Here is a 19,890-nt window from a genome sequence, read left to right on the forward strand (position 1 = left end):
ACGTCTTATATCTAATTAAACCAATTCCTCTTCCTTCAAAAACTCGCGTATATCCGTAACCACACCCGTTATAGCACTTGCTGCCGCGGTAAGCGGGCTTGCAAGGAATGTACGGCTGTTTGGTCCTTGTCTTCCTTCAAAGTTGCGGTTTGAGGTTGATACGCAGTATTTACCTGCCGGGATCTTGTCCTCGTTCATACCAAGGCATGCGCTGCAGCCCGGTTCGCGAAGCGGGAAGCCTGCGGCATCAAATATTTTGTCCAGTCCTTCGGCAATAGCCTGCTGCTGTACTTGTTTTGAGCCGGGAACTACCCATACAGTAACATTATCGGCTTTGTGTTTGCCTTTTACAAACTCGGCAACCTGACGGAGGTCTTCAATGCGAGAGTTGGTGCAGCTGCCGATGAATACATAATCAATTGGTTTGCCCAATAGCGTTTCATCATCGTGCAGACCCATGTAATCAAGGGCTTTTTTATATGATCCCTGCTCTTTGGCTTCAAATGAAGCAGTTTCAGGAACATGTTGTGTAACACCGATGCCCATACCCGGATTGGTTCCGTAGGTGATCATCGGTTCAATATCTTCGGCTTTAAAGGATAATACTTCGTCAAAAGATGCATCAGCATCCGAGTATAAAGTTTTCCAGTAAGCAACCGCTTTATCCCAGTCTTCGCCTTTAGGCGCAAATTCGCGGCCTTTTACGTAGTTGATGGTGGTTTCGTCGGGAGCGATCAGTCCGCAACGGGCACCCATCTCAATACTCATATTACAGATGGTCATGCGGCCCTCCATGCTCAGTGAGCGGATGGTATCGCCGGCATATTCAACAGCATAACCGGTACCACCGGCAGCTGAGATCTGCGCAATGATGTAAAGGATAATATCTTTGGCACCAACGCCTTTTTGTAATTTACCGTTCACTTCAATTTTCATGCGTTTTGGACGCGACTGAAGTAAGCACTGGGTAGCCAACACCTGCTCAACCTGCGATGTGCCTATACCAAAGGCAATAGCACCAAAAGCGCCGTGGGTTGAAGTATGGCTGTCGCCGCAAACATAAGTACCACCCGGACGGGTGATGCCCAGCTCGGGGCCTATAACGTGAACGATACCCTGGTACGGGTGGCCTAAGCCATATAGCTCAATACCAAACTCTTTACAGTTTTTGGTGAGCATATCTACCTGATAGCGTGAAAGTTCTTCTTTAATGGGTAAGTGCTGATCAATGGTTGGAACGTTGTGATCGGCAGTGGCCACAGTTTGTTTTGGCCTGAAAACGGGTAAGCCTCGCTGACGCAAACCATCAAATGCCTGCGGACTGGTTACCTCGTGAATGAAATGTGTATCGATATACAAAATATCCGGGAACCCCTCGCTGCTGCTGACGACGTGCGCATCCCAGATCTTATCAAATAATGTTTGTCCCATTTTATTAAAGTTTTAAGTGGCAGTAGCAGTTGCAGTTTTTGATTCGCTGCTTGCCCTTAGTTTTAAGTGGCAGTAGCAGCAGTGTTTTACTGCTCCTGCCACTAATATATTAAAAGTAAACAGTAGCCAATCACAGCAGCTTAACTGCCACTAAAAACTGCTACTACCACTAATATTAAGCTTCTACAACCTGGTTTTCAGGGCGTAAGCTGCGTACGGTTTTGCCTGCTTGCCATAATTCGCTTTCGCGTAATTCTTTCAGTTCGGCATCCAGTTTTTCGCGGTAATCTGGCTGGCTGTTTGAATCGATAGAACGTTGTGACTCTTTACCGGTAGCAACGCTTTCGTAAAGCTCTTCAAATACCGGTTTAGTAGCATCACGGAATTTTTTCCACCAGTCAAGGGCACCACGTTGAGCGGTAGTTGAACAGTTTGCATACATCCAGTCCATACCGTTTTCAGCAACAAGCGGCATTAATGATTGAGTTAACTCTTCAACGGTTTCGTTAAATGCTTCAGATGGAGAGTGACCATGGCTACGCAATACATCGTACTGAGCAGCAAAGATACCCTGAACGCAACCCATCAAAGTACCTCGCTCGCCGGTTAAATCGCTGTATACTTCTTTTTTGAAGTTAGTTTCGAATAAGTAACCGCTACCTACAGCGATACCTAATGCGATAACACGATCAAAAGCTTTACCTGTAGCATCCTGGAAGATGGCATAGCTTGAGTTTAAGCCACGGCCTTGCAGGAACATACGGCGTAATGAAGTACCTGAACCTTTAGGAGCAACCAGGAACACGTCAACATCAGCAGGAGGTACGATGCCAGTTTGCTCGTTGAAAGTGATACCAAAGCCATGAGAGAAATATAAAGCTTTGCCTGGGGTTAAGTGTTTTTTAACAGTTGGCCATAACGCAATCTGGGCTGCATCGCTCAATAAGTAGCAAATCACAGTTCCCCTTTGCAAGGCTTCTTCAATTTCAAAAAGTGTTTCGCCGGGTACAAAACCATCGCTGATAGCTTTATCCCAAGTTTTAGTGCCTTTACGCTGACCAACAATTACGTTGATACCATTGTCTTTTTGGTTCAGGGCCTGGCCCGGACCTTGTACACCGTAGCCAATTACCGCTACTACTTCATCTTTTAATACTTCCTGAGCTTTTGATAAAGGGAACTCTTCGCGGGTTACTACGTTTTCTTCAGTGCCGCCGAAATTTAGTTTTGCCATTGTTTTTTGATTTTTGTGATTTCACCGAACATTGGTGATCTCACCGATTTTATTTGTATTGAGTAATTTAAGTTTTTGTTCTCTTTATTAATCCCGTCATTGCGAGGTACAAAGCAATCCCCTGTATAGTTTGGGGTTGCTTTGTACCTCGCAATGACGTTTTTTTTTAGCTTTCGGCTTTCAGCCTTAAGCCTTAAGCTCTGTGCTCTACATCGTAAACACCTTCTCGCCCTGGTTCAGATATTCATTTTCAATCACATCTTCGCCTGGTTCAAGCCTTTCAAACTCACGCAGTTTGCTGTTAAAGCCCTCGCTGTCTTTAATGATAGCAACACGGGCGCTGCGCACAAACTCTATCAGGCCGTAGGGTTGTAATATATTGATCAGGTTATCGGTTTCCTCGCGATGACCGGTGGTTTCAAACACAGTGTAATCTTTACGGATCACTACCGCGCGTGCACCATTTTCGCGCAATAAACGTTCTACACTAACCTTCTCTGCAATTACATCGGTTGATACCTTATATAACGCTAATTCCTGCCAAATCACATCTTCATTGGTATGATAGTATGCTTTTAATACCTCAACCTGTTTTTCAATCTGGCGGGTTAGTTTACGCACTACTTCTTCATACTCGTTAATTACAATATTGAAGCGGTGAATGCTTTCAATCTCCGACGGAGAAGTGTTCAGGCTATCGATATTGATTTTACGGCGTGTAAATATAATAGCTATCCTGCTTAATAAACCAATTTGGTTTTCGGTATATATGGTGATGTTAAATTCCTGTTTTTTTTCTGCTTCGCTCATGATTCTGTTTTTTAGAGGGCTTACTTTAACCTGATCTCGCTTACACTGCATCCTTGTGGTACCATCGGGAATACATTATTCTCTTTGGTAACCATTACTTCTAAAAGGAATGATCCCGGAGTAGCAAGCATTTCTTTTAACGAAGTGATTAAATCGGCACGATCATCAACCAATTTGCCGGGGATACGGTATGCGGCAGCTAATGCTACAAAATCCGGGCTTTGAATATCAACAAATGAGTAACGGCGAGAATTGAACAGTTCCTGCCACTGCCTTACCATGCCCAGGAAACGGTTATTAAGGATCACGATTTTTACGTCAACACCGCTTTGCATAATGGTACCAAGCTCCTGGCAGGTCATCTGGAAGCCACCATCGCCAATAATAGCTACCACAGTGCGGTTTGGCGCACCAAATTTAGCACCTATAGCAGCCGGAAGTGCAAAGCCCATGGTACCTAAACCGCCGCTGGTTACGTTGCTGCGGGTGTTATTGAACTGCGCGTAACGGCAGGCTACCATCTGGTGCTGACCTACGTCGGTAACGATAACTGCCTCGCCTTTGGTAATCTCGTTAAGCTGTTTGATTACCTCGCCCATAGTCATTTCAGGCGTAGTTGGATTAAGTTCGTTATGGATAACGGCCTCAACTTCCTGGCGGGTGTAATCATTGAATTTAGCTAACCATTCTGTATGTTCTTTCTTTTCGATGGCCTTGGTCAGCAATGGAAGTGTTTCCTTGCAATCGCCCCAAACCGGTACGGTTGATTTTACGTTTTTGTCGATCTCGGCAGGGTCAATATCTAAGTGAACAACTTTTGCTTGTTTAGCATATTTATCCAGGCGACCGGTTACACGGTCGTCAAAACGCATACCTATCGCGATCAATACATCGCACTCATTGGTTAACACGTTAGGGCCGTAGTTGCCGTGCATACCTAACATACCAACATTTAACGGGTGATCGGAAGGGATAGCACCGGCACCAAGCACTGTCCATGCTGCAGGGATACCGCTTTTTTCAACAAAGGCTTTAAACTCCTGCTCGGCACCGCCCAAAATAACACCCTGACCAAACAGGATGAAAGGTTTCTGAGCGCTGTTGATTAGGGCAGCAGCCTGCTCAATATATTGCGGACGAACGATTGGTTTCGGCCTGTAGCTACGGATATGATCGCATGGTTTGTAACCTGCGAAATCAAACAACTGGATCTGCGCGTTTTTGGTAATGTCTATCAATACCGGACCTGGCCTGCCGCTACGGGCAATGTAAAATGCCTTGGCAATAACTTCCGGGATTTCGGTGGCATCAGTTACCTGGTAGTTCCATTTGGTAACCGGGGTGGTGATGTTGATTACGTCAGTTTCCTGGAAGGCATCGGTACCTAAAAGGTGCGCGAATACCTGTCCGGTGATACAAACCAATGGGGTACTATCGATCTGGGCATCGGCCAAGCCTGTTACCAGGTTGGTAGCGCCCGGGCCGCTGGTGGCAAATACCACACCCACTTTGCCCGATGTACGTGCATAGCCCTGGCCGGCGTGAATACCGCCCTGTTCGTGGCGTACCAGTATATGGTTCAGTTTATCATTATAATCAAACAAAGCATCATAAATGGGCATGATAGCGCCTCCTGGGTAACCAAAAATGGTATCGGTACCTTCGGCTATCAATGCTTCCAATAATGCTACCGATCCTGAAACGTTTACGGTTTCCGTGGCGGCTGGCGCGGTTAAGGTTTCTTGTGCAGTTTCCATACCTGTATTTTTTATATTTATAGCACTTTTCGGGGTGCTAAACTGATTTTACTCTATCTGTCTCTAATTTGCTAAAATGAACATACTTAGCTTGTGTTCACTTTATTCATGGCTTTTTTTAACAAGCCATTTTGTTCATTAATTATTCGTCGGTAACGCAGCCTTCGGCAGCGGTAGTTACGTTTTTAGCGTAACGGTATAACACACCCTTGGTAACCTTCAGCGCCGGTTTTTGCCATGCGGCACGGCGTGCGGCTATTTCTTCTTGCGGCAGCGAAACGTTTATAGTATTGGCAACAGCATCAATATTAATGATATCATCATCTTTTACCATCGCTATAAACCCGCCATCGTAAGCCTCGGGCGTGATGTGACCGACGACGAAACCATGCGTACCGCCGCTAAAGCGTCCATCTGTAATTAATGCAACTGAACTACCCAAACCGGCACCGAATATGGCTGAGGTTGGTTTTAGCATCTCCGGCATGCCTGGCGCGCCTTTAGGGCCTACATTGCGGATCACCACAACATCACCTTTTTTAACACGGCCGCTCTGGATCCCTGCAATCAGTTCAAACTCGCCATCGAACACACGGGCAGGGCCGGTGAAACGCTCACCTTCTTTACCGGTGATCTTAGCAACACTGCCGCCTTCGGCAAGGTTTCCGTACAAAATTTGCAGGTGACCGGTAACTTTAATGGGGTTTTCAACAGGTTTGATGATCTTTTGATTTTCAAACTCCAGCGCAGGTACATCCGCAAGGTTTTCGGCTATGGTTTTACCGGTAACTGTAAGGCAATCGCCATGCAGCCAGCCCTGCTCCAAACAGTATTTCATTACAGCCGGAACACCGCCAATGTTATGCAGGTCTTCCATCATGTATTTACCGCTTGGTTTCATATCGGCCAGCACCGGGATCCGGTTACTTACCGCCTGGAAATCATCCTGGGTTAACTTAACGTCAACGCTTTTTGCCATTGCAATCAGGTGTAATACCGCGTTGGTTGAGCCTCCTAATACCATGATCACGACGATAGCATTTTCAAATGCCTCGCGGGTCATGATGTCTGAAGGTTTAATATCTTTTTCTAACAATACCTTGATGGCTTTACCGGCTGCAAGGCATTCGGCTTTTTTATCTTCACTCAATGCGGGGTTTGACGACGAATATGGCAAACTCATACCCAATGCCTCAATAGCGGCAGCCATAGTATTAGCTGTATAGATACCACCGCAGGCACCGGCGCTTGGGCAGGCATTTTTAATAACACCCATGAAATCAACATCATCTATCTGGCCGGCAATCTTTTTGCCCAACGCCTCAAATGCTGATACTATGTTCAAATCTTCACCTTTCCAGTGGCCAGGTTTAATAGTACCACCGTAAACCATGATAGAAGGGCGGTTTAAACGGCCCATTGCCATGATAGAGCCCGGCATATTTTTATCGCAACCCGGCAGGGTGATCAGGCCATCATAATACTGAGCACCGGTTACAGCTTCAATTGAATCGGCAATGATATCACGGCTTACTAATGAATAACGCATACCTTCGGTACCGTTGCTCATGCCATCGCTTACGCCAATCGTGTGGAATATCAGGCCCACCATATCTTCGTCCCAGATACCCTGTTTAACCAGCTTTGCCAGATCGTTCAAGTGCATGTTACAAGTATTGCCATCGTAACCCATGCTGGCGACGCCGACCTGTGCTTTACGCATATCGTCGTCGGTTAAGCCAATTCCGTAAAGCATGGCCTGCGCGGCAGGCTGCGTTGGGTCCTGGGTAAATGTTTTGCTATACTTGTTCAATTCTATAGCGTTGGTGGTATCTGATGATGAACTCATTTTATTAGATATGTAGACAGTTTTAGTAATTAATTTTTGTTGATGATACTGGTTTACTTGGTATCGAAAATCAATATATGTAAGGTAGCCATCGCATCAGGCAATAGCAATAGTCATTGCTGATTTTTTGAAATAAGTATTTTATTTTGATTTATTATATTTGTTAGAATTAAATTCTGTAATACTTATTTACAAAGATATAAAATATTTTACAAAATAGACCAAAGTTTAAAACGGTATTCGGTATGTTTTTTATGCATGCATAGTAAGTTGCCGATTTTCTGCCTGAAATGGGTGGAAGGTCGATTACGATTGAAAATAGAGGCCCATTTATAAAGGTGTGTACACCATTAAGACTGGACGCTTAAACCTGTGTCTGCAATTAAAATCACCCCACAAAAAAAGCGCCCGGATAAACTACCCGGGCGCTTTATGTAAATTTATAAAGTAGCGCCTATTTATGCTGAATACCTTCAGCTAAAACAGTTACTTTATTGTTTAATGCTTCAACAACACCACCTTTTATAAAAAATACTTCTTCTTTAGCTGCGCCACCGCGTACGGTAAGTTTGCCATCCTGAAGGGTGGAAATAATAGGAGCGTGGTTGTTCAGTATTTCAAATAATCCCAAAGCACCAGGTAAGGTTACCGAGGTGGCCTCGCCTTCGTAAACTTTTTTATCGGGAGTAAGAATTTCTAATGTCATGCTTTTTGAGATTCAAGATTTAAGAACCAAGAGCCAGGGTTTTTCCTGTTCTTGATTCTTGAATCTTATTTTCTTGCTTCTTATTAAGCGTTAGCTTCAGCCAACAGCTTTTTGCCTTTTTCAATAGCGTCGTCGATGTTACCAACTAAGTTGAAAGCTGCTTCAGGGTATTCGTCAACTTCACCGTCCATGATCATGTTGAAACCTTTGATGGTATCTTTAATGTCAACCAGTACACCTTTTAAGCCGGTGAACTGCTCAGCAACGTGGAATGGTTGTGACAAGAAACGCTGAACACGACGGGCGCGTGATACAACTAACTTATCTTCTTCAGAAAGTTCGTCCATACCAAGGATGGCAATGATATCCTGAAGCTCTTTGTAGCGTTGTAAAGTCTCTTTAACGCGTTGAGCTGTATTGTAGTGCTCATCACCTAAAACAGCTGGGCTAAGGATACGTGAGGTTGAATCCAATGGATCCACCGCAGGATAAATACCAAGCTCGGCAATTTTACGTGAAAGTACGGTAGTAGCATCTAAGTGGGCGAAGGTTGTAGCCGGCGCCGGGTCAGTCAAGTCATCCGCAGGTACGTAAACGGCCTGTACTGAAGTGATTGAACCACGTTTAGTTGAAGTGATACGCTCCTGCATAGTACCCATCTCAGTTGCCAGCGTTGGCTGGTAACCTACTGCTGATGGCATACGACCTAAAAGCGCTGATACTTCTGAACCTGCCTGTGTAAAACGGAAGATGTTATCGATAAAGAAAAGGATATCACGGCCTTTACCATCTTCATCACCGTCACGGAAGTACTCGGCAATAGTTAAGCCTGAAAGGGCCACACGTGCACGTGCACCCGGCGGCTCGTTCATCTGACCGAACACGAAGGTTGCTTTTGAATCTTTCATGGCTTCGGTATCTACTTTAGACAGGTCCCAGCCGCCTTCTTCCATTGAATGCATGAAAGCGTCGCCGTATTTTATAATGCCTGATTCAAGCATCTCACGTAAAAGGTCATTACCTTCACGTGTACGCTCGCCAACACCTGCAAATACAGATAAACCTGCATAAGCTTTCGCGATGTTGTTGATCAGTTCCTGGATCAATACTGTTTTACCTACGCCAGCACCACCAAACAAACCAATTTTACCACCTTTTGCGTAAGGCTCTAAAAGGTCGATAACTTTGATCCCCGTAAAAAGTACTTCAGTTTCGGTAGATAGGTCTTCAAACCTTGGAGGAGTAGCGTGAATAGGACGACCATTTACTTTGTCAAGATTTGGGATACCGTCGATAGCGTCACCTACCACGTTAAATACACGACCTTTGATATTATCGCCTACCGGCATTTTGATAGCAGCTTCGGTATCTAAAACTTTCATACCGCGTAATAAGCCGTCGGTCGAGTCCATCGCGATAGCACGTACACGGTCTTCGCCTAAGTGCTGCTGAACCTCTAAAATGATTTTCTGGCCATTGTCTTTCGTGATCTCTAACGCGTCATAAATTTTAGGAAGATGAGCGTCATCAGCGAAACTTACGTCAACTACCGGACCAATGATCCTTGAAATTTTTCCAATGTTTGGCATATATAACCTGGTGTTTTTTAAAAAATGCTTTTACTGAACAGCAACATACATCATTTGTAACAGGAATGTATAAGATGCTATTTCAGAGGCGCAAAGTTAAGATTTCTATCGAAATATTTACATAGTGTTTTAAGATTTTTGGAGGATAATTTCAACATTGCTAATTGTTTGCTTTTATTGCACGAAAGTCAATACAATTTTGCCTGTATGAGTACTGCTTTCCATAAGCTTATGAGCTTCGACGGCCTCGCTGGCATCAAAAGTTTTGTACACTATGGGCCTGATTTTTCCTGACGATAACAGTGGCCAAATTTTTTGTTCAAGGTTTTGGGCGATGGCTGCTTTGAAAGCTGTGTCCCTACTGCGTAGTATCGATCCGGTAATGATCAGTCTTTTTGCCATTACTTTGCCCAAATCAAGCTGTACTTCGCGGCCATTCATTGCGTTGATCATGACCAGCCGCCCCTCAACAGCCAGCGAATCAATATTGCCAGGCATGTAATCACCGCCTATCATATCCAATATCACATTAACACCAGCGCCATTGGTGAGTGCTTTGATCTCTTCTTTAAAATCAGCGTTTTTATAGTTAATGGCTTTATTAGCTCCAAGCTGCTCACAAAAGCTGCATTTATCGTCGGAACCAGCCGTTGTGTAAACGGTACTGCCTAAAGCTTTGGCCATTTGAATAGCTGCAACGCCAATGCCGCTTGAGCCGCCGTGCACCAATAATGATTCACCTGGTTTTAGGTTACCACGATCAAACACATTGCTCCAAACGGTAAAAAAAGTTTCAGGGAGCGAAGCTGCTTCGGGGAAACTTAAACTGGCAGGAACAGGCAGGCACTGGCCCTCGGGCGCTTTACAATATTCGGCATAACCACCGCCGGCAACCAAAGCGCAAACCCTGTCGCCGGGTTTCCAGCGGGTAACGGCTTTGCCAACTTCAATAACAGTACCGGCCACTTCCAGGCCAGGGATATCCGCCGGCGCACCTGCCGGCGGCGGATAGTTTCCTTTGCGTTGAAAAACATCAGGTCGGTTAATACCCGCGGCTATTACTTTTATCAGCACTTCATCGTTGGCGATAACGGGTTTTGGCCTATCGGTTAGCTGCAAAACTTCGGGCCCGCCGGGTTGGGTGATCACTATTGCTTTCATAGATTGTGTAGTTGAAAGCTAAGTTAGCGCTAAAATGTTTGCCCGGAAAGTTTTCGTTCTTCAACGATACAAGCAGAAATATCACAAGTAGCCATTGCCCTCTTCCCGCTCCTCATACTTGCGCCAGTCGATATTTTTGACCTTTATCCTTTTACCTTTCGCCTTTAACCTAATAAAACTAATCACCATCCCTCAAACTCTCAACCGGGTTGGCCGCGGCGGCCCTGAATGATTGTGAACTGATAGTAGCTAAGGCAATAAATACAGCCCCCGAACCGGCCAACATCACCACCCACCATTGGATATTTTGGCGGTAGGCAAAGCCCTGAAGCCATTTATTCATGGCAAGCCAGGCTAAGGGGGCGGCTATTGCAAATGATATGATTACCAGCCTTACAAAATCTTTCGACAACATGGTTACAATGGCAGTGATACTTGCTCCAAGCACTTTCCTAATGCCTATCTCCCGGTTGCGCTGCTCGGCGGCATAAGCGGCAAGACCAAACAAGCCAAGGCAAGCAATGGCTATAGCGAGGCCGGTAAACAGAATGAAAAGCTGCCCCATTCGCTGTTCTGTACGGTATAGGGCATCAAAATCGGCATCCATAAACGAATAATCGAAGTGTTCATTTGGAGCGATGGTTTTCCATGTCTTTTCTATCCGGGTCATTAGAGACGGCAGATTATGCGTATTTACCCGGACGCTTAAACGCGCCAGCCAATCGTTGTCTAAAGTCATGACCAATGGGGTCACATTATCGCGCAGCGAACTGAAATTGAAATCTTTTACCACGCCTATTACATGATATTTTTTTAGGTTGGTTGCGGCACCTGTGGTTATTGTTTTGCCAATGGCATCATTGTCGTAGCCGAATACCTTCGCCGCTGTTTCATTAATAACCATGGCTGTAGAATCGGTTCTAAACTCCCCGGAAAATCCGCGACCGGTCTTCATCTGCATCCCCATCGTACTAATGTAATCTTCATCTATTTTCCAGAACTGGGTTGACTGGCCCTCTTTGCCGCCGGGCGACACGTAGTTCAAAACTTTGTTATTGGCGGTAGGCAAAAAGCTGGTAAGCGTGGCATTAACAACGCCGGGTAACTTTTTAATCTCCTGTTTCAGTAGTTCCGGGTGCTCAAGTGTGTTTACGTTATTGAGGATGAGCACCTGGTTGCGGTTAAAGCCCAGATCTTTATTTTGAATATAATTAAGCTGATTGTAAATTACCAGGGTGCCTATCACTAAAAATATCGAAATAGAAAACTGAAAAACCACCAACGTGCTACGGAAAGCGGCGCCTTTAAAACCGGTTGAAACTTTTCCTTTTAACACATTAATGGGCTGAAAAGCCGATAAAAAGAAAGCAGGGTAGGAGCCAGCTAAAATCCCTACCACCATAACGATACTTAACAAAGCCGGAAACAGCCAGATTAATGTTTGCCCATTGATGGCTAATTGTTTATTTGACAGATGATTGAACAATGGCAGCAAAGCCCATGCTGCCAGTACGGCTATAATGGCTGCCACGAAGGTTACGATCAGTGATTCAGCCAGGAACTGAAAAATAAGGTGACTACGGGATGAGCCCAATACTTTACGCACCCCAACCTCACGGGCCCGGTTGGCCGAACGCGCCGTAGACAGGTTCATGAAATTAATGCAAGCCAGCAGCAGGATGAAAACTGCCACCGCTGTAAAAATGTAAACATATTGGCCATTGCCGTTGGCGCCCAGTTCCATAACCCGGTTTGATTTGAGGTGAATATCAGTTACCGGCATCAGGCTTAGCTTGAAATAATTGCCACCTGCTGCGAATTTGCTATAATTCATTGTGCTTGAGCTTTTAAGGCCGTTTTGCATATCGGCGTTAAGTTTAGTTTCGAGCTGGCTGATACTTGCGTTAGTTTTAAGCAGCGCATAGGTGGCAAAGGGGGTTAACTGGTTCCATGCGGCGGCGTTATTGATTGGGTGGTCTCTTGCCAGTAAAAAGTTAGCCCTAAAATGTGATTGAGCGGGCATGTCCTTCATTACTCCTGTTATCTTAAGCGATGTGCCGCTCGTTACTAAAAACAAAGTTTGGCCAACCACATTGATGCGGTTAAAATATTTTTTTGCCATTGATTCGGCAATTACCACCGAGTTTGGTTCCTTTAAAGCCGTTTTTGTATCGCCCGAAAGCAGGGGCAATGTAAATACATCAAAAACATTGGGTTCACTGTAAAAAGTTGTGCCGTCTTCGCGCACAATTTCATCGCCTTTTTTAAAGCGGATGTTTAGGGCCGGGCTTATACGAACTGCCGTTTCAACTTCAGGAAACTCCGTTTTTAAAACGTTGGCAACCGGAATGGCAGCAGTGGCATATTCAGTAAGTGTGCCGCTATATTTCAGGACGGTGTTTACCCGGTAAACCCTTTCATGTTTGATATTGTACCGATCATAGCTTAGCTCATCAATTACATAAAATGTAATGAGCAGGCAAATGGCCAGCCCTAATGCCAGGCCTAAAATATTAATGAAAGTAAAGCCTTTGTTTTTTAATAGACTTCGCAAGGCGGTTTTAAAGTAATTCCGGATCATAGCATAAAAGGTTTATGCCATAAAGTTAAAACTAAGTTTTTAGTTATAAAGGGAAAATTAACTAATTTTTTAGTTTATTAATTATTGGATAGTATTCTTTAAACATCTCAATGTTAAAAAAGAAAGAGAATTATATTTACTCCTTTTATTTTTATTCATTTGCCTAAAACAAATACGTATGTCAATACAGATTGGCCAGCCGGCTCCTCAGTTCATTTTAATATCATCGGCCTTAAAAAGCGTTTCATTAGCCGATTTTAAAGGCCGTAAAGTGGTTATTCACTTTTTTCCTTTAGCTTTTACAGGCGTTTGTACCACGCAGCTTTGCACCATGCGCGACAGCTTTGGCTATTATGACGACTTAAACGCGACGATTTTAGGCATCTCTGTCGATTCGCCTTTTACTTTAGCTAGGTTTAAAGAAGAGAACAATTATCAGTTCGATCTGCTTTCTGATTTTAACAAAGAAGTATCTACGGCTTATGGTGCTATTTATGATCAGTTTGTTATGGGGCTTAAGGGTGTTTCAAAGCGTGCAGCCTTTGTAATTGACGAAGAGCAGAATATCATTTATGCGGAGGTACTTGAAGATGCCGGCCAACTGCCAAATTTTGAAGCTATTGCCGAAATTGTAAAATAATTTGAATAAAAGTTTGCAGCGAAAGTTTAAAAATCTATCTTTGCATTCCATTTCGGAAAGCACTCGTAGCTCAATTGGATAGAGCATCTGACTACGGATCAGAAGGTTAGGGGTTCGACTCCCTTCGAGTGCACAACAAAGCACTGCAGCCCGGGATTTTTCCTTCGCAGTTGCAAATTAACTGTAAGCCTTTCTGTTGTATTACCGAAAGGCTTTTAATTTATCAAGAGCATGCTAAATCTGGTTTTGTTTGGCCCTCCCGGAGCCGGGAAAGGTACTCAGTCGAAAAAACTTATTGAGAAATACGATTTGATCCACCTTTCAACCGGAGATTTGTTACGTGGCGAGATTACACAAGGTACAGCGTTGGGCTTAGAAGCTAAAAAACTGATGGATGAAGGAAAGCTTGTTCCGGATGCCGTGGTTATTGGCATGATCAGCAATAAGCTTGATGCTAACAAAGACGCCAAAGGTTTTATTTTTGATGGTTTCCCGCGTACAGTTGCTCAGGCAGAAGCTTTGGATCAGTTACTGGAATCAAAGCAATCGGCAATTTCGGGTATGATTGCCCTTGAAGTTGGCGATGATGAGCTGGAGCGCCGCTTGTTAGAGCGTGGTAAGGAATCTGGAAGACCAGATGATGCCAATCCCGAGGTGATCCGCAAGCGTATTAAAGAGTATAATGATAAAACCGCTCCTGTAGCTGGTTTTTATCAAAATCAAAATAAATTTAAAAGCATTAACGGCGTAGGTTCGGTGGATGAAATCTTCGATGCTATTGTTAATGTAATTGAAGAGTATAAAAAATAGTCGTTCGGAAGTCCTTAGTCCGAAAGTCGGTAAAGTCCGCAGGTTGGGAACATTAATATTCTTAACTTTCGGACTTTATTGACTTTCGGACTTTCCGTCTAAAATAAAAAGGTTATGTCGCAGGGTTCTAATTTTGTTGATTATGTAAAGATCTGTTGCCGCTCGGGCCATGGCGGTGCCGGTTCGGCTCATTTGCACCGTGATATATTAACTTCAAAAGGCGGTCCCGACGGTGGCGACGGTGGCAGGGGAGGCCATGTTATTGTAAAAGGTAACGCCCAACTGTGGACTATGCTGCACCTTAAATACCGTAAACACGTAATTGCCGGTGATGGCGATTCGGGCGGCAGTTCTTTACGTACAGGCAAAACCGGCCGCGACGAAATATTGGAAGTGCCCCTTGGTACTACCGTGAAAAATGCCGAAACCGGTGAAGTACTTTTTGAAATAACCAAAGATGGTGAAACAAAGATCCTTACTCCCGGTGGCCGCGGTGGTTTGGGTAACTGGCATTTTAAAACATCAACCCAACAAACCCCCCGCTTTGCCCAACCCGGCGAGGATGGCCGTGAGGACTGGAATATCCTCGAACTAAAAGTGCTGGCTGATGTTGGTTTGGTAGGTTTCCCTAACGCGGGTAAATCCACCCTGCTTTCGGTGGTATCGGCTGCCAAGCCCGAAATAGCCGATTACGCGTTTACCACACTGGTGCCTAATTTAGGTATCGTATCATATCGTGGCGGGCGTTCATTTGTAATGGCCGATATTCCGGGCATTATTGAAGGAGCTTCACAGGGCAAAGGTTTAGGATTTAGGTTTTTGAGACATATTGAACGCAATTCAGTATTGCTGTTTATGGTGCCTGCCGATACATCGCGCAGTATAAAAGAAGAATACAGCATCCTGCTGCATGAACTGGAAGAATATAATCCCGAACTGATGCACAAGCCTCGTGTATTGGCCATAACCAAAACCGATATGCTCGACGACGAACTGCAGGCTGAAATGAAAAAGGAGATCCCCGATGGGATCCCCTCTATATTTATATCATCTGTGGCCCAGAAAAATATCGATCAGCTAAAAGACCTGCTTTGGAAAGAGATCAACGCCAGCGTTATTTAGCCTCCCACAAAATGTAGTCATTACTAAGCATCGTCATTTTAAAGCCGGTATAGCCAGGAAAACATTTGCGCATGATAGTTGATTTTGGACCGATGTAATCGGCGGGCAAAACTATGTACAGTGGTCCGGCGTGCCCATTATATACGTAGTCATCATAATCGATAGCCACTTCAGCGCCAATGGTTTCAACGGTTATAGTGCGGTTGCGTTCAATTTCCAGGCTCAGATCAGGGCTGTTAAATACAAAAATGGCGTTGTTGTTTTGCTTATCCAGGTTGCGGATATAGTTTAGCGATGGCTGATCGATAAATAACTGTGATATCCCCGAATATCCCCTTGCGCCGATATTTTTATTTTGAAAGTAGCTTGGCACAAAGTATTTGTAGCTGGAGTAAGCTATTACAAAACATATAAAATAAAACAGGTATTTATAACCAGATTGCAATCTGCTTACCAGGTAAACGATGCCGGGTGCCGCGATAAGCCCAATGAGCCTCAAATGCCTTGCTTCATATGAAATATTGGCCTGTCTCAAAAACGACTGTCCGAAAAATAATACCGATACCACATAAAAAACCACCAGAAGCAGCGCATAATTTTTGTGAGGCACCTTTTTTACAGTAAACCAGATGAGTAAAATACTTAATACAGCACAGATCAGCACAATTATCACCCCCCAAAAGTAAGTAAACAAGGGAGGGTCATCATGAAACAAAAGGCCGTTTGTAAGGTCATCTATCGAAAAAGCGGTTAATATTGGCGAGGCCAAAGGAAAGCCAAAAGTTTCCCAAACCAGCTTCATACTTCCGGTTATCGATGAGGGGTTAGCACCTTTTGAAAGATAAAAATGATAGACCATAAATAAGGATAATACCGCCGGGACTCCTATCCATATGCCATTTTTTATCCACCCAATGATGTCTTTTGTTCCCATAGAAAACCTAAGCCATAAAAAACAGCAAGTGGCGGCATACATCCATAAAAATGACGATTTGCAAATGAAGCCTAATATTCCACCTATAAAGAGGAATACAGCCAGTTTCCAGTTAGTTTTTTCAATGGCTATGCATCCGTATAAAAACCAGCCGGTGTATCCAAAAAGTAGTACCTCGCCACCATTGTAAAATACATAAGGCGTAAAAAAAGATAACTGAATTACGATGAATAGTACGCTTAAAGCCGAGATCATTGGCGTAAACCCTGCTCTTTTAAAGAAATAGTAAAAGCCGAAAATGCCCGATAACGAAAATAGCAGGGTTACTATTGAAGAAGCGCGACCTGTGTTGACGCCAAAAATCAGTTTGAAAAAGTAAGGTAACAGGTATTGCCCCGGAGACCACCAGGCGAGAAATTCTGACGTGTTTTTGCTGATATCATTTTGATCTGGTTTAACCATGACATTAAATGCTGAACCCTGTTCCATTGAACGCATTACCTGGAAACCCTTGCTGGGGTCGGGGTAAATGGCGGCTGGGGCTATGATCAGCATAATGCCCATAATGAAAACAATCCCGCTAATAACCAATAAAATGATTTGGTGGGTTTGTAGTTTCTGTTTCAGCATATAATTATTTTAAGCAGATGATGTTTAAGTTTTAACTGATTTCCCGTTCTCTGATCTTTACCGCCGGGTTGCCTTGATAGATGCTGTACGCGTCCATGTTTTTTGTAGCGATAGAACCACTGGTCAATACAGCGTGCGACGCTACCGTTACGCCCGGATTTACCATTGCCCCGGCACAGATCCACACGCCGTCTTCCAAAATTATGCCTTTGGTTATCAAATCGAAGGATGTTTTTTTGTAATTGTGGCTGCCCGTTAACAGCACAGCCCCCTGCGACAGGCAAACATGCGCGCCGATTTGAATGAGCACTAGACTGTCTATCCATACATTTTCACCTATCCAGCTTTCATCGCCGATATTCAGGTTCCATGGATATTTGATGTTTACACAAGGCTTAACAGTTACATTTTTACCCACCTTGGCGCTAAATAGCTTCAGCAAAAATACTTTGAACGTACTTGAGGGTATAATGCTTGCTTTAAAGAATATGGCATTACAGTAGTACCACAAAATGCGTTTTAAAACGTTGCCGCCCGGATGATAAGGATAATTATTATAAGTTGAAAGGTCAGTTCTGAACATCAGCGCCGGTAAGCTTATCATTACGTTTAATCCAAATATACAGGCTAAACGCTATAATAATGTAAAGAAGTATGTTAAAAATGGTATGGTGATCAACTATCCGGTTTGCCTTTTTCGACCAGAAGATGGCCAGCAAAACAAAACGAATCACGTTTAAAAATTCGATGACTAAAATGCCTGAAATCAGGAATATCAATTTTGATCGCAACGGAGACGGATAGGCCAGCACAAAGGCGGAAAAAAAACTGATCAATCCTAAACCCAGGCAGCTGTAAACTATGGCCAGTGTTCCTTTGCCCGCAACCAGTAATTCGTAGTTGTTATCTATAGCTGCATAGCCCAACCACTTTAATATCATGACACTGCAATCTAATAAAACCTGTCTTAAAGCCGCAATATAATTCAGGTGTTCGGCCAAGAAAGCGTTATAATTCCCGCCGGGATTAGTAATGCCGAAAAAGAAAATGTTAAAGCTGTAAAATATGGCAAACAGCAATACAAACAACAGCACGAACCGTATCGCCGGGTTATTTAAAAAAGCAGGTTGTTTCATTGTTTTTTGCTCTCCTTTCGTAACTCATAAATTTTGGCATCAATCAAAAACCTGAACCAAAAACCTTGTAAAAAATGGAATACCAGTCCGGTCTTCCCATCTAAAAACCCCAATTTTATAAAGTATCTTATGGTAAAATAAATTACGGGCCTTACAAATAAAGGAAACGCCTCGTATCGTTTTTTCATATACCGGCGGCGTTCCATAGGGTTACCAAATAACCGTGGATGTACCAGCTTGCCGTTATCATCAACAACCGGGGCATTTTGCTGTTTAACAAGGTATTGCGCCTCCAGTGTTGCCCAATGATTATGGCGGGCAATGAAACTGGTAAGTGAATCGGTTATTACGTCAATAATATCAGTTTTAAGTACCTGTGTTTTACCGGTAACTTTAAAATGCTGATCATACAATTTTTCTTCGCAATGCCCGAAGCCGCGCCTGAACAGGTTGGCGTGGTATGTTGGATAGTGGCCGCCATGTTTGATCCATTTGCCCATAAATAGGGTACGCCTGCTGATGAGGAAACCGTTGGTTACCGAATCTACGGGATTGTTGAAAATATTATTCAATTGTGCTGCAAGCTCAGGTGTTACCCGGTGATCAGCATCCAGGTTAAGTACCCAGGTACTTGTTAAAGGCAGGTTATCCAAAGCCCAGTTGCGCTGGGCTGCATAATTTTCAAACGGATGGCTGAAGATGTTTTGCGTATACCCTTGGCAAATGGTTAGCGTGGTATCCGTTGAACCTGAATCAACAATATAGACATTGGCTTTTAGCGCTGCCGCGCTTTGCAGGCAGTCGCCAATGTTCTTTTCCTCGTTAAAAGTTAAGATAATAATATCCAGGCTCTCGCTCACTTGAGTTTGGCTTTAATGATCATGCTCATCCAAAAATAAGGGAACCTGCCGCAGCCCCTGAATGCCGTTACCTCAAATCCATGTTCGTTAAGAATTTGCGTAAGCGTTTTAACCGACCAGAATTTGATATGTCCGCCCTGCCAAAGCGGGCTGATATGGTTATCCCATTTATTTAAAATACTCAAAAACAGATTTTTTAAATAACCATGATAAGGCGTTGAGATGATGAGCTCACCTTTTGATTCGCTTAAAACATCCCGGCAAAGGCGTATAAACGCGTGGGGGTCGTACAAGTGCTCAATAACTTCAGTTGATATAATGGTATTAAACTGTATAGCTCTTAATGGCTCCGGTAACCCTTCAACCGAAAGATCATGAACGAAAAACCTGCCGGGATTTATTTTATCGGCAATGGCAATGCCTGGTTTGGATGCATCGATACCATAAGCGTTAAATCCCCTTGCCAATAAATAATTTACCAGGTGACCGTTGCCGCAGCCAAGATCGAGAATGCTGCTGTTAGTATCCTTATTTAATAACGACATAAGCGGTTTCTCGAGCTCCTTAAATACATGGCAGGGGCTTGCGTCAGGATAATCGTAATCTTTATAAGCGGTCATGCGGTGTTATTTGCGGATCC

At 43.9% G+C, this 19,890-nt stretch carries 17 protein-coding genes and 1 tRNA gene; 4 read left to right on the forward strand and 14 right to left on the reverse strand.

Annotated features, from left to right (window positions below; all coding sequences use genetic code 11):
* Positions 1 to 15: 15 nt before the first annotated feature.
* The 9 genes from leuC to ACP26M_RS25695 form a co-directional block, all read right to left on the reverse strand.
* Positions 16 to 1,431 (reverse strand): 3-isopropylmalate dehydratase large subunit, encoded by a 1,416-nt coding sequence (gene leuC, locus ACP26M_RS25655; protein WP_426584460.1) that lies wholly within the window; start codon positions 1,429 to 1,431, stop codon positions 16 to 18.
* 175 nt (positions 1,432 to 1,606) lie between these two features.
* Positions 1,607 to 2,665: a ketol-acid reductoisomerase gene (ilvC, locus tag ACP26M_RS25660; protein WP_090531289.1), complete on the reverse strand. Its 1,059-nt coding sequence runs from the start codon at positions 2,663 to 2,665 to the stop codon at positions 1,607 to 1,609.
* Between the two features lie 207 nt (positions 2,666 to 2,872).
* Positions 2,873 to 3,475, reverse strand: a complete 603-nt coding sequence (ilvN, locus tag ACP26M_RS25665; protein ID WP_426584463.1) for an acetolactate synthase small subunit — start codon at positions 3,473 to 3,475, stop codon at positions 2,873 to 2,875.
* A gap of 20 nt (positions 3,476 to 3,495) precedes the next feature.
* Positions 3,496 to 5,232: a biosynthetic-type acetolactate synthase large subunit gene (gene ilvB, locus ACP26M_RS25670; RefSeq protein WP_426584465.1), complete on the reverse strand. Its 1,737-nt coding sequence runs from the start codon at positions 5,230 to 5,232 to the stop codon at positions 3,496 to 3,498.
* A gap of 142 nt (positions 5,233 to 5,374) precedes the next feature.
* Positions 5,375 to 7,081 (reverse strand): dihydroxy-acid dehydratase, encoded by a 1,707-nt coding sequence (ilvD, locus tag ACP26M_RS25675; RefSeq protein ID WP_426584467.1) that lies wholly within the window; start codon positions 7,079 to 7,081, stop codon positions 5,375 to 5,377.
* 454 nt (positions 7,082 to 7,535) lie between these two features.
* Positions 7,536 to 7,787 (reverse strand): ATP synthase F1 subunit epsilon, encoded by a 252-nt coding sequence (atpC, locus tag ACP26M_RS25680; RefSeq protein ID WP_091174059.1) that lies wholly within the window; start codon positions 7,785 to 7,787, stop codon positions 7,536 to 7,538.
* 83 nt (positions 7,788 to 7,870) lie between these two features.
* Positions 7,871 to 9,376 carry a F0F1 ATP synthase subunit beta gene (atpD, locus tag ACP26M_RS25685; protein WP_426584470.1) on the reverse strand — a complete coding sequence of 502 codons (1,506 nt, stop codon included), beginning with the start codon at positions 9,374 to 9,376 and terminating at the stop codon, positions 7,871 to 7,873.
* 174 nt (positions 9,377 to 9,550) lie between these two features.
* Complete coding sequence (locus tag ACP26M_RS25690; RefSeq protein ID WP_426584472.1) at positions 9,551 to 10,537, reverse strand: NAD(P)H-quinone oxidoreductase; 987 nt, start codon at positions 10,535 to 10,537, stop codon at positions 9,551 to 9,553.
* A gap of 178 nt (positions 10,538 to 10,715) precedes the next feature.
* Entirely contained in the window at positions 10,716 to 13,118 is a 2,403-nt protein-coding gene (locus ACP26M_RS25695; RefSeq protein WP_426584474.1) for an ABC transporter permease, read from the reverse strand.
* A gap of 178 nt (positions 13,119 to 13,296) precedes the next feature.
* Between ACP26M_RS25695 and ACP26M_RS25700 the strand changes: the two genes are divergently transcribed.
* The 4 genes from ACP26M_RS25700 to obgE all read left to right on the forward strand — a co-directional run bounded on the left by ACP26M_RS25700 (position 13,297) and on the right by obgE (position 15,690).
* Complete coding sequence (locus tag ACP26M_RS25700) at positions 13,297 to 13,758, forward strand: redoxin domain-containing protein (protein WP_426584476.1); 462 nt, start codon at positions 13,297 to 13,299, stop codon at positions 13,756 to 13,758.
* Positions 13,759 to 13,817: 59 nt separating this feature from the next.
* A tRNA-Arg gene (locus ACP26M_RS25705) sits at positions 13,818 to 13,891 on the forward strand.
* Between the two features lie 98 nt (positions 13,892 to 13,989).
* Entirely contained in the window at positions 13,990 to 14,568 is a 579-nt protein-coding gene (locus tag ACP26M_RS25710; RefSeq protein WP_188834448.1) for an adenylate kinase, read from the forward strand.
* Between the two features lie 114 nt (positions 14,569 to 14,682).
* Entirely contained in the window at positions 14,683 to 15,690 is a 1,008-nt protein-coding gene (gene obgE / locus ACP26M_RS25715; RefSeq protein ID WP_090530054.1) for a GTPase ObgE, read from the forward strand.
* On the opposite strand, the gene ACP26M_RS25720 is transcribed toward obgE, so the two are convergent.
* The 5 genes from ACP26M_RS25720 to ACP26M_RS25740 are packed head-to-tail and all read right to left on the reverse strand — an operon-like array spanning position 15,683 to position 19,870.
* The gene (locus tag ACP26M_RS25720; protein WP_426584479.1) at positions 15,683 to 17,254 is read right to left on the reverse strand and encodes a hypothetical protein; all 1,572 of its coding nucleotides are present in this window, start codon (positions 17,252 to 17,254) and stop codon (positions 15,683 to 15,685) included. The genes obgE and ACP26M_RS25720 overlap by 8 nt on opposite strands.
* Before the next feature lie 31 nt (positions 17,255 to 17,285).
* Complete coding sequence (locus ACP26M_RS25725; protein WP_426584481.1) at positions 17,286 to 17,858, reverse strand: WcaF family extracellular polysaccharide biosynthesis acetyltransferase; 573 nt, start codon at positions 17,856 to 17,858, stop codon at positions 17,286 to 17,288.
* A complete protein-coding gene (gene xrtY / locus ACP26M_RS25730; protein WP_426584483.1) occupies positions 17,824 to 18,390 on the reverse strand; it encodes an exosortase Y in 567 nt (188 codons plus the stop codon). The genes ACP26M_RS25725 and xrtY overlap by 35 nt, the downstream gene beginning before the upstream one ends.
* Positions 18,387 to 19,250, reverse strand: a complete 864-nt coding sequence (locus tag ACP26M_RS25735) for a glycosyltransferase family 2 protein (RefSeq protein WP_426584485.1) — start codon at positions 19,248 to 19,250, stop codon at positions 18,387 to 18,389. The genes xrtY and ACP26M_RS25735 overlap by 4 nt, the downstream gene beginning before the upstream one ends.
* The gene (locus tag ACP26M_RS25740) at positions 19,247 to 19,870 is read right to left on the reverse strand and encodes a class I SAM-dependent methyltransferase (RefSeq protein ID WP_426584487.1); all 624 of its coding nucleotides are present in this window, start codon (positions 19,868 to 19,870) and stop codon (positions 19,247 to 19,249) included. The genes ACP26M_RS25735 and ACP26M_RS25740 overlap by 4 nt, the downstream gene beginning before the upstream one ends.
* Positions 19,871 to 19,890: the final 20 nt, after the last annotated feature.

The organism is Mucilaginibacter sp. R-33, from assembly GCF_049949235.1.
Lineage (GTDB): Bacteria > Bacteroidota > Bacteroidia > Sphingobacteriales > Sphingobacteriaceae > Mucilaginibacter.